General features: G+C 39.1%; 12 protein-coding genes. 7 read left to right on the top strand and 5 right to left on the bottom strand.

Translation table 11 applies throughout. The annotated features are described in order from the left end of the window. Positions 1-4 precede the first annotated feature (4 nt). Positions 5-1,231, top strand: coding sequence for a bifunctional glutamate N-acetyltransferase/amino-acid acetyltransferase ArgJ (argJ, locus tag BM018_RS02240; RefSeq protein WP_092318040.1), 1,227 nt, complete (start codon positions 5-7; stop codon positions 1,229-1,231). Here argJ and BM018_RS02245 read toward each other — a convergent pair whose 3' ends face one another. Together BM018_RS02245 and BM018_RS02250 are read right to left on the bottom strand one after the other, a co-directional pair. Beyond that, positions 1,232-1,696 carry a hypothetical protein gene (locus tag BM018_RS02245; protein WP_092318043.1) on the bottom strand — a complete coding sequence of 155 codons (465 nt, stop codon included), beginning with the start codon at positions 1,694-1,696 and terminating at the stop codon, positions 1,232-1,234. It abuts the gene before it with no gap. After that, positions 1,693-2,544, bottom strand: a complete 852-nt coding sequence (locus BM018_RS02250) for a hypothetical protein (protein ID WP_092318046.1) — start codon at positions 2,542-2,544, stop codon at positions 1,693-1,695. The genes BM018_RS02245 and BM018_RS02250 overlap by 4 nt, the downstream gene beginning before the upstream one ends. 217 nt (positions 2,545-2,761) lie before the next feature. On the opposite strand from BM018_RS02250, the gene BM018_RS02255 reads away from it, so the two are divergent. The 4 genes from BM018_RS02255 to BM018_RS02270 are packed head-to-tail and all read left to right on the top strand — an operon-like array spanning position 2,762 to position 6,275. Then, complete coding sequence (locus tag BM018_RS02255) at positions 2,762-3,292, top strand: hypothetical protein (RefSeq protein WP_092318049.1); 531 nt, start codon at positions 2,762-2,764, stop codon at positions 3,290-3,292. A 43-nt stretch (positions 3,293-3,335) separates the two neighbouring features. Continuing rightward, positions 3,336-4,037, top strand: a complete 702-nt coding sequence (gene cmk / locus BM018_RS02260) for a (d)CMP kinase (RefSeq protein WP_092318052.1) — start codon at positions 3,336-3,338, stop codon at positions 4,035-4,037. 16 nt (positions 4,038-4,053) lie between these two features. Then, positions 4,054-5,436: an aldehyde dehydrogenase family protein gene (locus tag BM018_RS02265; protein ID WP_092318055.1), complete on the top strand. Its 1,383-nt coding sequence runs from the start codon at positions 4,054-4,056 to the stop codon at positions 5,434-5,436. Beyond that, positions 5,433-6,275: a M15 family metallopeptidase gene (locus BM018_RS02270; protein WP_092318058.1), complete on the top strand. Its 843-nt coding sequence runs from the start codon at positions 5,433-5,435 to the stop codon at positions 6,273-6,275. The genes BM018_RS02265 and BM018_RS02270 overlap by 4 nt, the downstream gene beginning before the upstream one ends. Here BM018_RS02270 and BM018_RS02275 read toward each other — a convergent pair. Further along, the gene (locus BM018_RS02275) at positions 6,272-6,595 is read right to left on the bottom strand and encodes a hypothetical protein (protein ID WP_092318061.1); all 324 of its coding nucleotides are present in this window, start codon (positions 6,593-6,595) and stop codon (positions 6,272-6,274) included. The genes BM018_RS02270 and BM018_RS02275 overlap by 4 nt on opposite strands. Positions 6,596-6,627: 32 nt before the next feature. Continuing rightward, complete coding sequence (gene hemW / locus BM018_RS02280) at positions 6,628-7,767, bottom strand: radical SAM family heme chaperone HemW (RefSeq protein WP_092318064.1); 1,140 nt, start codon at positions 7,765-7,767, stop codon at positions 6,628-6,630. A 96-nt stretch (positions 7,768-7,863) separates the two neighbouring features. Between hemW and BM018_RS02285 the strand changes: the two genes are divergently transcribed. After that, positions 7,864-10,554: a valine--tRNA ligase gene (locus tag BM018_RS02285; protein ID WP_159428136.1), complete on the top strand. Its 2,691-nt coding sequence runs from the start codon at positions 7,864-7,866 to the stop codon at positions 10,552-10,554. A 12-nt stretch (positions 10,555-10,566) separates the two neighbouring features. Further along, positions 10,567-12,282 carry a M3 family oligoendopeptidase gene (locus BM018_RS02290; protein ID WP_092318070.1) on the top strand — a complete coding sequence of 572 codons (1,716 nt, stop codon included), beginning with the start codon at positions 10,567-10,569 and terminating at the stop codon, positions 12,280-12,282. On the opposite strand, the gene BM018_RS02295 is transcribed toward BM018_RS02290, so the two are convergent. Beyond that, positions 12,279-12,893: an MBL fold metallo-hydrolase gene (locus BM018_RS02295; protein WP_159428137.1), complete on the bottom strand. Its 615-nt coding sequence runs from the start codon at positions 12,891-12,893 to the stop codon at positions 12,279-12,281. The genes BM018_RS02290 and BM018_RS02295 overlap by 4 nt on opposite strands. Between the last annotated feature and the right edge of the window lie 89 nt (positions 12,894-12,982).

Genomic DNA, 12,982 nt, shown 5'->3' on the forward strand with positions numbered 1-12,982 from the left:
TATCATGCCAGAAATATGTTATCTTGAAGAAGGTGTGCTATCACCAATAGGATTTCGAGCGACGGGTGTATCATGTGGCTTGAAAGTCGGAGGATTTAAAGATATATCACTGTTAATCAGTGAAACTGCTTGCAATGCTGCTATGGCGTTTACATCTAGCCGCATTCAGGGTGCGCATATTGCTGTTGATAAAGAACGTTTCGGTAATAAGATTCGGGCTATTCTGGTGAACAGCGGTAATGCCAATTGCCTTACTGGGCAGGAAGGTGTAAATAATGCATATGAAATGTTGAAAATCGCGGAGGAAGTATTGGGTATTGCTTCGGGCCAGTGTTTACTAGCTTCTACAGGCGCTATAGGCTTGCCTCTTAATATGACTCGCATTCGCTATGGGATCGAACGTTTAGGAGCAATCATCGGATCTGAGAACAATATCCGTAATTTTTGTTCTGGCATTATGACTACTGATACCCGTCAGAAAAATATTGCCTGTGAGTTTGATTTAGACGGAGTAAAAGTGCGGATCGGAGCGACGGCTAAAGGAGCCAACATGATCAAACCCGACCTTAAAACAATGCATGCAACGCTGCTCTGTTTTATAACGACAGATATTTCTATTTCTAAAGAACTTTTAAGTCATGCGTTGTCCGAGAGCTTACCTGGATCGCTGAACAGAATTTGTATCGATAATGATCTTAGTCCAAATGATAGTGTTTTCTTGTTAGCAAATGGCATGGCAGAAAACAAACCTATTATTTCTGATCAGGATCCTCGATATGATAAATTTTTGAGTGTTCTTAAAACAATTTTAGTCGAACTTGGTAAGGTGTTGATAAAAAATGGCTTGGGTGTGACAAAAATGATTCATCTTCAAGTACAAGGAGCTGCTGATTCGAACCAGGCAGAAAAATTAGTGCGTGCTATTGCTGAATCTTATCAATTCAAGGCTGCAGTTTTTGGTCAGCATTCAGGATGGCAGAAAATTTTAACAATAATTTCTTATAGTGGCGTCGATTTTGATCTTAATAGTGTTGAAATAAAATTAAATGATTTGGTTCTTTTTAATCAGGGTAAAGATAATTCAGCAGCTATTTCTTCCGCACATGCTGAAATGGTACCTATGGAATGCACAATTATTGTCAATTTAAATCAAGGAACTGCCGACAGTTTTTTGTGGACATCTGATTTGTCTTTTGACTATCTGAAAATCAATTCGCATTTTCCTGAGTAATCAGCGTGGTGATGTCACTTTTGGTCCGCGTTGCGGCCGAGAAATTTGGCCAGGCAGCAAAATACTGTTGCGTTTATATAATTGTGATTGTTTAGTAAATCCCGGATCAGAAGCCAATTCAAGGGCATTATCTAAAGGCATACGCACATATGCTCCTAAAATTTCCTTACTTTCTGGAGAGAAAAGCGTTAAGTAAGGCACATTATCGCGTAACGACAGCGCATATTTTAATTCATAAGATGTATTTTGAAAATATTCTTGTTCTTTTGCAACGATATTCAACGTCACATTCTGACCATCTCTGAAAATAAGCCGTTGTTCTGTAGCGATGTTTTTATCCTGAGCGAAAGAATCTGTTGTTATGTAAAAGTAAGACCAAGCTCCAATCAAGACTGCATGAGTGACTTGCTCTTGGGCATGCATTTGCGCAGAAAACAGAAAAAATAAATAGATTAAATGTTTCATTTAGCCCTCTTTTTTTGAGTTTTGGTTTCAGGAGTGGGTTCAGATGTGACAGTAGGTGTTTCTGCTAGATTGGGAAGCTTTTGCGGTTGGTAGCGCCAATAAATGCTTTGATCGCGTGGAAATGTTGGATTTTTGGACATTTCCATAAAGCCTTGTTCGCTGATAATCCTCACAAAAAATCCTTGTTCTTCACGCACTTTTTGATTGTAAGGATCCTGTCCATCGTAGTAAAATACAAAAAACATGTGGTTCATTAAATTAAAGTATGCTAATTTAAGAAGCCGTTGTGACTTAGAGCGTACGGAAGAACTCGTCTTTACATCTTGGAGCCATATAACATCAGCATTAGTGCTGATAATAATCATTTCTTCGTTAACGGAAGGTATATTGAAAACAGATGTATTCTGTGAGTAAAATCGCCACCAAATCCCTACTGCTGTTTCCGGCGGTAAAAATTGAACATTGCCGATATAAGTTTCATCTTTGGGAGCAAAATTATTCATAATATCTTGGAGAGACATATCGGGAGCAATTATAGAGGACATGGAATTAATATGAGGCAGTGTTTCTGGTGAGGGTGGGGTAGAAGGAAATGGTTGTGGAAAAACATCAAGAGTAAAATTATTAAGATCGATAGGTTCACTAGGATCGGAGGAAGGAAGTGTTGGTTCTGTTTCTTCTATGGGTGCCAGCATGGGATCAGACTGTATATCTACGGGATTTTCTTGATAATCACTGTAATTTCCGTAAGCATAATCGTAATCTGCAGCATTCTCGTAGCCGTAATCTTGTGCATATAAAGAGGTTATAGAAACCAAGCTGAAAAGGAAACAACACAAATTTCTCATGGAAAAACCTCTTAACAAAAATTATACTTATCAAATATATTTTAACAATAAACAATTTTTTTTGCAAGGATATCAAGAAATTATTTCTTAAGAAAAATCAAATTCTTAGAATATGATACTTGTCGGGATATTGAAAAATCGTCATGATTTAAATTTGACAGAAAAGACATACTGTCATTAACTTTGATTTATCAAGTATAGAAAAGGAGAGTGAGTAATGAAACAATTATTGCTGCTTTTATTAGGATTAGGAATTGTGGGTTCTGGATTCGGATTGGAACCTAAAGATTTAATGGGGACGTGGTACCGAACATATGGGATTTATCGACCTTGGACCGACGAAAATCAAGGAACATTATCGTACTACGAAGAAGATTTGATGTTTGATGATACTAATACTGTGTTCATTTACGATGGGATTTCGAAAGATATCAAAGGCAAAAGTATGTATACAATCTTGAAAAGAGAAGGAGAAGATTTTCTAGTATTCTACGGACCGAAACAAAACCCTACCAATGAGGATGTTCAGAAAAAACAAGGTTTTTATATTCGTATGAACAATGATAGCAAAGGTGCGCCAGAACTGCACTTGGTGACGGTAAAAGAGCACTTTAAAACACTCAACAGCAAAAATAAAAACAAGAAAAATAAGAAGAAAATTGAAGGCATGGTTTATCATAGAATGCCAGCCGAAATTATTACGACGGTGGATTTTATTATTCCTACTTCTGATCGGGAACTATATTAAATTCTCTAGGCCCAAAGTACCCCCAACATTTGTTGGGGGTACTTTGCATAATTTGGACAAAAAATTTAAGATATGTTATTATTATTTTATGATAATAACAATTGATGGACCTGCAGGAGCAGGTAAAAGTTCTATATCGAAAAAAGTAGCGCAAGAGTTGGGATTTATGGTGTTAGACACGGGTGCGATGTATCGTTGTGTTGCTTATTTTATGGACAAACAAAATCTCACATTGGAAGAGCTTTTGAATCATGATATGTTGTCCGATTTTACTGTTGAATTTTGGGATGGAAAAGTGTTTCTTAACGGAGAAAATGTCAGTAGTTTGATTCGCACTCCTGAAATCGACAAACGTGCTTCCGAAGTCAGTCAAAATGCTTATGTGCGTTCGGTGATGCAAGATTTACAAAGGCTTATTGCGCGTGGCACTAATATCGTAGCCGAAGGACGTGATATGGGTTCTGCTGTATTTCCGGATGCGGAACTTAAAATTTATCTTGATGCTTCACCTGAAATCAGAGCTGAACGTCGTCGTATGCAGTTGCTCCAGCGAGGTATTACAGTAGATAAGGATCAATTGCTTCAGAAAATGATCTGCCGTGATTATGATGATTCAAATCGCGCGATTAGCCCTTTGTGTGTGCCTAAAAATGCTATTGTCATCAACACAGATCATATATTTCCTAGCGAAGTTCTTGATAAAATTGTTAGTCTGGCAAAAAAATTAATACGTTCAGAATTATAATTTATGGAGGATTTCAATGCATGTAAAACAAGTACAAGATATCAAGAAAAAACAATATGAATTTTTTAAAACAGGAGCTCCTTTGCCTTGGGAGTTTCGAGCGCAGCAACTGAATAATCTCAAAAGAATGTTGGAGACTTATCAGGTTAAAATTCTGGAAGCTCTGGAACAAGATTTAGCAAAGGGTGAATTCGAAGCACTTTCATCCGAATTTATGCCGGTGCTTGCCGATATCGAATGTGCACTCAAGCACGGCAAAAAATGGATAAAACCTAAAAAAGTTCCTCGTGAATTTACGACTCTTGATGGATATGGAACAATCGTACAAAAACCTTTTGGCGTAACATTAATTATGGCGCCTTGGAATTATCCTGTTCAGCTGTCTTTGCTACCTCTGGTAGGTGCGATTGCGGCAGGAAATTGTATAATTCTCAAAATTTCAGAGTTGACACCTCATGTTGAGTTCGTGCTAGAACAAGCAGTACGTGAATATTTTGATCCTGCCTATATTACTGTAGTTAAAGGAGATATCAATACCAATAAAGCCTTGTTGGAACTTGATTTCGATAAGATATTTTTTACGGGATCGCCGCAAGTTGGTCGTATTGTCATGGAGAAAGCCGCGAAACATCTCACTCCTGTGACATTGGAACTTGGGGGCAAATCTCCTTGCGTGTTTGATGAAATGCCTGCTGGAGATCTTAGAAAAGCTGTGAAACGTATGTTGTGGGGCAAATTTATTAATGGTGGTCAGACTTGCATTGCGCCTGATTATGTACTGGTACCGGAATCTATAAAAAATGAGTTTTTTGATACAGTTTCTGGTGTTTTGGAAGAGTATAAAGTAGAGCGCCGTTATCAGCGTGTTATCAACGAGCACCACTACAAAAGATTAAAAGCTTATCTCAAAGACGGGAAAATAATCACTGGAGGCAGTTCGGATGATAAAAATTTACTGCTTGAGCTGACGCTTTTGGAGCCGTTTTCACTAAGCGTTTCTGTGATGACTAATGAAATTTTCGGTCCGATATTGCCTGTTATTTCTTATGTTAATAAACAAGATGCGCTTGATAAAATTCGTCAGATTTGTGAATATCCTTTAGCATTTTATGTTTTCTCGAAAGACGAAGTATTTATCCGCACTATGCTGGAAAATATTAGTTTTGGAGGAGCTGCGATTAATGATACGATTTCACAGATTTTAGTGCACAGCCTGCCGTTTGGAGGGGTGCGTACCAGTGGTATGGGCAATTATCATGGGAAATTCTCATTTGAAGCATTTTCGCGTTCGGCTGGTGTTTTTCGTAAAGGATTTGGTTTAGAGCTTCCGTTTCGTTATCCTCCTTATAAAAAAGGAATTAAAACTTTGCGCGGGATGGTGAAAAGTAAATTTCGATGAAAAAAGTCTGGTTGGTTTTTCTACTACATGGCACTGCATTTGGAAATTTTTCCGGAACAGATGTTTTTAAGGCTCTTGAAAAATCATATCCTTCGATTGTTACAACTTACGAAAATACTTCTGTCGATCCAGCAATACTTGTTAACGGTAAAGTATTTTACTGGATTAGTAATAGAATCTTGCCGGAAAACGCCCGTGAGGACTGGGAAAAATATGGGACAAATACATTTTACGTGTATCCCGAATCGGTACCGGATTTGTCAAAGCTTTCGGATGATGAAGTTAGAGCCTTGAATGCGGTGAATTTCAAAAGTAGAAAACCTTATCATCCTGAGTATCACGAGGTTTTATACGCAATGCGCCGTCATACAGATACTAATAAAAATATTATAAAAAGTCGCTTTTTAGGAAAGCAAGTACGTGTACATCGTCTAGCGTATAAACCGTTGAAATGTGTTGAGCGTGAAATTCTTGCTCTTGCTGGGACTAATAAGGAAGCTGCTGATTTTCTGCGAAGGATTGATACAGTTTATTCGTTCTACTGGCGCAAGGTTGAGAGTTCGTCTCTAAGAAGCATGCATTCCTATGGTATAGGTATTGATATTTTAGACAGCAGAAATACTAAAAAAAATGTTTATTGGTTATGGAGAAAAAAACTACGTGTCGACTGGGTGCGTGAACCTCTTTCCAGACGTTGGATTCCGCTGGCTGAAATTGTCAAAATTTTTGAAAAATACGGGTTTGTCTGGGGTGGCAAGTGGCTATTTTACGACACGATCCATTTCGAGTATAGGCCAGAAATTCTTATTCTTAATGGTTATGAAGTCAAGCAAGTTTAAGGATGTTCGTTTTCCCAGTCGTTCTCATGAGAGACTGGACAGCTATATTTGTAGCACAGGCGAGACAGTTCACCAGCGAGATCGTATAAAATGCTTTGGTTGAATGTCATCTTGAATGACATGTCGCTGCTGCCGAATGTGCATGATTCTTCAATTTGAGTAAGCAAAGCGATATAGTAAAGTAGCATAGCATTAATGCCGGTGTCTTCACCGAAATCATTTAATTCGGCAATTGTTTCGACTAATTCTTTATGTTTTTTGAATTGGGTTTCCGTAAATTCACGTAAAATTGCATTATTGTAATCTTTTAATGTCAGCATAAATATCTCTCCTTCTCTGATATTATATGTTTTTATGAAAAAATTGACAAATTTAAAGCCTCCCATAAACTGAGAACAGCAGGATTGGCAAGTGGAATCATCGAGTGCTTTAAGATGAGTCGCTGTGGGGTGTCGTCGAAAAATTGAGGATCCGTGCCGTTCGGAAACAAAGTGTCCCATTTGATATTTAGGCGGTTTTCGAAAGAATGTTTTTCAATTCCTTCAAGCCGACGTATTCCCAACATTAAAGCTTCTTTGACAGCTGTCTCATGATGAATTTGTTCGGATTCGGCTGGCCGATTTGATTTCAAATAATTTTTGAATGAGAATGGATTTGTATAACGTAACCCCCATGAGTGAGCTTCTGGCAAAAATCCGGCCGCACCAGCACCAAGACCTAAATAATAATCATAATTCCAGTATCCTGTATTATGTCGGCCGATATTTTTATTTCGGCAGTAGTTTGAAATTTCATAGCGTTCAAATCCAAGCTCAGCAAGTCGTGATTCGGTTTTAGCTTCTATTTTTAAAGCAGCTCCGTCGGTCAGTGGAAGATATTTTTTTTGTTGCGTCCATGCATGAAGTACAGTTTTTTCTTCTATGGTCAGCTGGTATGTTGAAATATGCTCTGGCATGCAAGCTTCCAAGGCAGTAAAAAAGTCGTCTTCTGTATCGTGTTGAACAGAAAGAATTCTATCAACAGAAATATTATTAAATCCGGCATTTCGCAGCGTCTCAAATGAACGGATATTGTCTTCAGCGTTACCTGAGCGAGCTAAAAATTTCAAAATGCTGTTATTCATAGACTGCCAACCTAGCGAAACCCTATTAATATTGAGTTTTTCCCATGCTTGTGCTAATTTTGAGGTGACAGTTTCAGGGTTTGCCTCGAGCGTGATTTCTGTTTCGGATCGAATCAATGGTTCGAACTGTTGGAGGATAGCTTCAAGATCAGGAATCGGCATCAGCGATGGAGTGCCACCTCCAAAATATAATGAATCTAAAGGCTCTGTCAGCATTTCCCGGTAGGCATTAATTTCCAAAAGCAAAGCATCATGATACGGCTTTAGAAATTCTTCTTTGGGAGGCACGCCAGCAGCAAAGTTGCAGTAATGGCACTTTGTCAGGCAAAACGGGTAGTGGATATAAACGCGTTTTACATCAAAATTCATTTCTTATTATAACCGATCATACCCGTTCGGCGCAAGTCCTTGACAATATTAATGTCTGTGCTTATAATAAGAAGATATAACTTTCAGGAGGATGCCGTGCCATCATTGCCCGACTACAATCCCAACGATTTTGAACAAAATATGGCGCTTGAAGATGTTCAAACTGAACGTTTCCGCTCGGAGCGTAACGCGTTCAAGAAGCCTTATACGATTGTGATGCCGCCACCTAATGTTACGGGTATGCTGCATATGGGGCATATTCTCAACAACACGATCCAAGATGTCCTCATTCGCTACAAACGTATGGATGGCTTTGAAGCGTGCTGGATACCAGGTTTGGATCATGCGTCGATTGCTACTGAAACTAAAGTTACACGTTGGCTTGCTGGTCAAAATATCGATAAAAAAACAATAGGACGTGAACGTTTTTTAGAATATGCGATGCAGTGGAAGGACGAATACGGAGGCATTATCAACGATCAACTGAAACGGCTGGGTATATCATGCGATTGGAATCGTGAACGCTTCACGATGGATGAACAATATTCTCATGATGTGCTCCAAAGCTTTGTGGATCTTTATAATGAGGGTTTTATTTACAAAGGCAAACGAATAGTCAATTGGTGTCCGGTATCGAAGTCGGCGATTTCCGATGAAGAAGTAGAACATATCGAAGAACGCGGTTATTTATGGTATTTTGCTTATCCTATTAAAGATTCAAATGAAACAATCACTATTGCAACAACCCGTCCTGAGACGATGTTTGGGGATGTTGCAATTATGGTGCATCCCAAAGACAAGCGTTATCAACATTTAATTGGAAAGAGGGCAGTGTTACCGTTTGTGGGACGTGAGCTGCCTGTTATTGGCGACGAGTATGTTGATCCTGAATTTGGAACTGGTGCGGTTAAAGTTACTCCTGCCCATGATCCGAACGACTATGAAGTCGGGCTTCGGCACGGGCTGGAAATGCCTGTTATCATGACCGAAGAAGCAAAAATGAGTTCTGATGTTCCCGAGTCATACCGTGGACTTGACCGTTTTGAAGCTCGTCAAGCCGTGGTTGCGGGTATAAAACACCTTGGGCTTCTCAAAAAAATCGAAGAACATACTCACAAGGTTGGTTATTCTCAGCGCGGGCATGTGCCTATTGAGCCGATGTTGTCGGAACAATGGTTTATGTCAATGAAGAATCTTGCTACACCAGCAAAAACTGCTGTTGAGAATGGTTCTATAGAATTTTATCCTGCGCATTGGAAAAAAACTTATTTTTACTGGCTCGATAATATTAAAGATTGGTGCATTTCACGACAACTTTGGTGGGGACATCGGATTCCCGTGTTTACATGCGCAAACGGGCATCAATATGCGGATACAACAGTCATGATTTCTTGTCCCAAGTGCGGTGCTGCAATGTCTCAGGACGAATCTGTACTGGATACATGGGCTAGTTCATGGCTTTGGTCATATGCGGTGCATCTGAATGAAGAAGATAAAAATTACTATCACCCTACAAATACGTTGGTTACGGGTCCGGATATTATATTTTTCTGGGTAGCGCGCATGATTATGGCAGCTGGGCATTTTCGGCATGAAATTCCATTTAAGAATGTTTATTTCACTGGGATTATTCGTGACGATGCTGGCCGCAAGATGAGCAAATCACTAGGCAACTCTCCTGATCCATTGGATATCATGAAAGAATATGGAGCTGATGCGTTGCGTTATACAATGATTCGACTGGCGCCGCTAGGAAATGATATTTTGTATTCTTCCGAAAAGGTCGAACTCGGCAAGCACTTTGCTAACAAAATCTGGAATGCAGCCCGGTTTGCACTGATCAACAAACCTGAAAAATCTCAAATAGATAGAGATCTTAATATAATAGAAGCTATTGAAAACAATTCTCTTTATGAGATATTGTTTGGGACAACAGCTCCTTATTTTCTGCTTGATAAAGACGATTTTGATAAAAGTATACTCTTCAGGCTGAACGAAACTATCCATAAAGTTCGGGATCATTTTGATAAGTTTCGTTTCAACGAAGCAGCAAAAGATATTTATGAATTTGTTTGGAACGATTTTTGCGACCGTTACATCGAGAGCTTAAAGTTTTCATTCAATCAGGATGATTCTTCCATCCATGAAAGCAAATGGATTATTATGATGGTTGTTTTTTCTAGAATATTAAAACTTCTACATCCGATTATGCCTTTTCTTACTGAAAAATTGTATCGTGAAGTTTTTGGAAAACAAAATTTGGCGTTCAGTCAATATCCTGTTTATGATCCTCTTTTGGAGGAATTTTCTGATGAAAATGCCCGTATGAAGCGCCTTGAACAAGCTTTATATATGGTGCGCGAGTTGCGTGCTGAAAGTTCTATTCCTCCAAGAGTGCGACCTTCATGCGTTATTGCTGCAGATGATGTTTTAGCTCCGTTTTTTGCGGAAAATGCTTCTGTTTTCTGCCAGCTAGCGAAATTATCTTCCCTAGAAATTGCTTCCTTAAATCGTACGGCCCGGCCTGGTGAAGCTGTGCGATCCGAATTTGATTTTCAGGTATTTCTGGACTTGGGTGGCGTGATTGATAAGGACAAAGAAAAAGAGCGTCTTGCAAAAGAAATGTCCCGTCTCGAAAAAGCTGCCCGTTCGGTTGAAGGCAAGCTGGCAAATCAGCAGTTTCTATCGAAAGCTCCAGCTTCTGTTGTTGAGAAAGAAAAAGAAAAACTTGCAGAAATCCTCAGCGAGCTCGAAAAAACTCGGTCCGCACATACAATGTGGGATTAAAAAGGAGCCAAAATGAAATTACCAATCCGTAAAGAACATTATTTCTTGGAAGCTCTGGATGTTGAAGATATTTCCAATCTCAAGCGTTGGACGGATGAGTTAGAAAAATTTCCTCTCGATTCGCCTGAGCAAATAACGATTTTTCTGGAAAAAGTTGATGAACTTGCGCATAAAATTGCTGATTTCGGTGCTGAAATATACATAGCGATGACGTGCAATACTGCCGACAAGTCATTAGCCTCTCAATATTCTGTTTTTCAGGCGAACATAGTTGCTTATTATGCACAGAAAGATTTTAATTTTAAGTCGAAATTTCTTGATTCTCCTGCCTGTAAGGAATGGGTGCAACAGTATGGCAGTATAGGAGCTTTGCTGCATATGATTCTTAAGAAAGATCACGATATTTTCCGCGAAGAAAATATTCCGCTTGCTGTGCGTGAATCCGAATTAGGTGTTGAATACCGAACCATTAGCGGGGGAATGACTGTCGATTTCCGCGGTGAAGAAAAAACTTTACCGGAAATGGGAGTTTTTCTCAAAGACAAGGATAGAAATATCCGCGAACAGGCATGGAAGATTCGTTCCGAAAAAATGATGGGGCACAAGCAGCAATTAAATATACTTTTTGACCGTTTGTATGCTTTGCGTCAGGAAATTGCTCGAAATGCTGGGTTTTCCAATTACCGTGATTATGTCCATATTGCGAAAGGCCGTTTTTCCTATAGTGTAGATGATGTTTTTGCATTTCACGATGCGATAGAGCATGAAATGTTGCCTCTTATTAAGGAGTTTAACAATCGTAGAAAACAAATACTTGATCTTGATACACTTAGACCTTGGGATATGGCGGTTCCGTTGGATGGAAAAGTACTTAAACCGGTTGCTAATCCTGCAGATTTAGCTCCGAAAGGTGTGGAAATTCTCACGCAAGTTGATCCCGAATTCGGTCAAAATTTCCAAAATATGAACGATTCAGATCTGCTTGATCTTCTCAATCGCAAAAATAAAGCTCCTGGTGGTTATAGTTATCCGCTTTACAAGTACGGAGCATCATTTATTTTTATGAATGCGGTCGGTCTCCACAGTGATCTCACTACGCTTGTCCACGAAGCTGGTCATGCTATGCATGAGTTTGCGCGTGCGAATCATCCTTACACTAGTTTTCTCGAGCTGCCTATGGAATCTGCTGAACTCGCGTCAATGAGCATGGAAATGCTTACTATGCCTCATTGGAATATTTGTTATACGGATCCTGCGGATTTTAGAAAGGCCCAAAAGGATCAACTAGAAGATGCATTGAGATTTTTTCCTTGGTGCATGACAGTTGATGCGTTTCAGCAGGAAATATACACTCAAAATGCAGATGCTCAGGCGCGTGAGGAAATTTTTATTCGCTTGTCTGACCGGTTTTCAGCAAGTACCGGTGTTGATTGGTCTGGGTTGGAAGAATTCCGCAAAATTCAATGGATGTTCCAATTGCATATTTTTGAAGTACCTTTCTACTATATTGAGTATGGTATTGCACAACTTGGTGCGTTGGCGTTATATCGTTTTTTCCGGTGCAGCCCGAAACAAGCAGTACAAGCTTATAAAGATTTTCTCAATGCAGGCACAAAAAAATCTTTGACTGATATCTATAAAACAGCAGGTATTGAGTTGAATTTTTCCCGGGAATATGTCCGCGAAATTGTCGACTTTGTTCATGAAGAGCTATTAGCACTTTCCTAAAAATTAAAAAATGGTTTTGCATCTTCAATCAAGAAGGTATCACCATGTCCGGGATGTACGACAGTTTTAGGATCAAAATTGAGGACGAATTTTAAGCTTTCGCTCATATCTGATGGAGAGGATCCTTCAAAATCGACACGTCCTATACCTCCGTCCTGAAAAAGAACATCACCTCCAAATAATGTGCCGTCTTCACCCAGAAAAACAGCATGATCGTAAGCATGCCCCGGCGTATGGAACAAATTCCATTTCTGGCCTGCAGCCTCAATTTGTGTTCCTTGCTTTGAGAAAGTATAATCGGGTTTAGGTGCCGTAATAGGGTATCCCCAGAGATAAGATAAATTTTTATGAGGATCAGGAAGAGTTTCATTGGCTAGCTCGTGTGCAACAATTCGTGCATTTGGATATTTATTTTTTGTTTCGGCAAGACCTAAAATATGATCGATGTGGCCGTGTGTAATGAAAATATCCGTTACATTTTTGCCATTGAGTATCTTGAATACTTGAAGCATGTCACTACCAGGGTCAACGATAATTGCTTCATTGGTATTGTCGTTGACAAAAATCCATGTGTTTTCTGAAAAATTTCCATTTTGATGCTTGTAAATCATAAACTTTTTCTCCTTTTTGGACTCTATTATACAAAATATTTCATTTTTTTGCAATGTAGCTTGAAATTTTTGCATTTTTTAGATATGTA

The sequence above is a fragment of the Brevinema andersonii genome, from assembly GCF_900112165.1.
GTDB lineage: Bacteria > Spirochaetota > Brevinematia > Brevinematales > Brevinemataceae > Brevinema > Brevinema andersonii.

What these genes read in the sequence shown, in the direction of transcription:
- argJ (WP_092318040.1), top strand. Translation starts at nt 5, where the DNA reads ATGCCAGAAATATGTTATCTTGAAGAAGGTGTGCTATCACCAATAGGA.
- BM018_RS02245 (WP_092318043.1), bottom strand. Translation starts at nt 1,696, where the DNA reads ATGAAACATTTAATCTATTTATTTTTTCTGTTTTCTGCGCAAATGCAT.
- BM018_RS02250 (WP_092318046.1), bottom strand. Translation starts at nt 2,544, where the DNA reads ATGAGAAATTTGTGTTGTTTCCTTTTCAGCTTGGTTTCTATAACCTCT.
- BM018_RS02255 (WP_092318049.1), top strand. Translation starts at nt 2,762, where the DNA reads ATGAAACAATTATTGCTGCTTTTATTAGGATTAGGAATTGTGGGTTCT.
- BM018_RS02265 (WP_092318055.1), top strand. Translation starts at nt 4,054, where the DNA reads ATGCATGTAAAACAAGTACAAGATATCAAGAAAAAACAATATGAATTT.
- BM018_RS02270 (WP_092318058.1), top strand. Translation starts at nt 5,433, where the DNA reads ATGAAAAAAGTCTGGTTGGTTTTTCTACTACATGGCACTGCATTTGGA.
- BM018_RS02275 (WP_092318061.1), bottom strand. Translation starts at nt 6,595, where the DNA reads ATGCTGACATTAAAAGATTACAATAATGCAATTTTACGTGAATTTACG.
- hemW (WP_092318064.1), bottom strand. Translation starts at nt 7,767, where the DNA reads ATGAATTTTGATGTAAAACGCGTTTATATCCACTACCCGTTTTGCCTG.
- BM018_RS02290 (WP_092318070.1), top strand. Translation starts at nt 10,567, where the DNA reads ATGAAATTACCAATCCGTAAAGAACATTATTTCTTGGAAGCTCTGGAT.
- BM018_RS02295 (WP_159428137.1), bottom strand. Translation starts at nt 12,893, where the DNA reads ATGATTTACAAGCATCAAAATGGAAATTTTTCAGAAAACACATGGATT.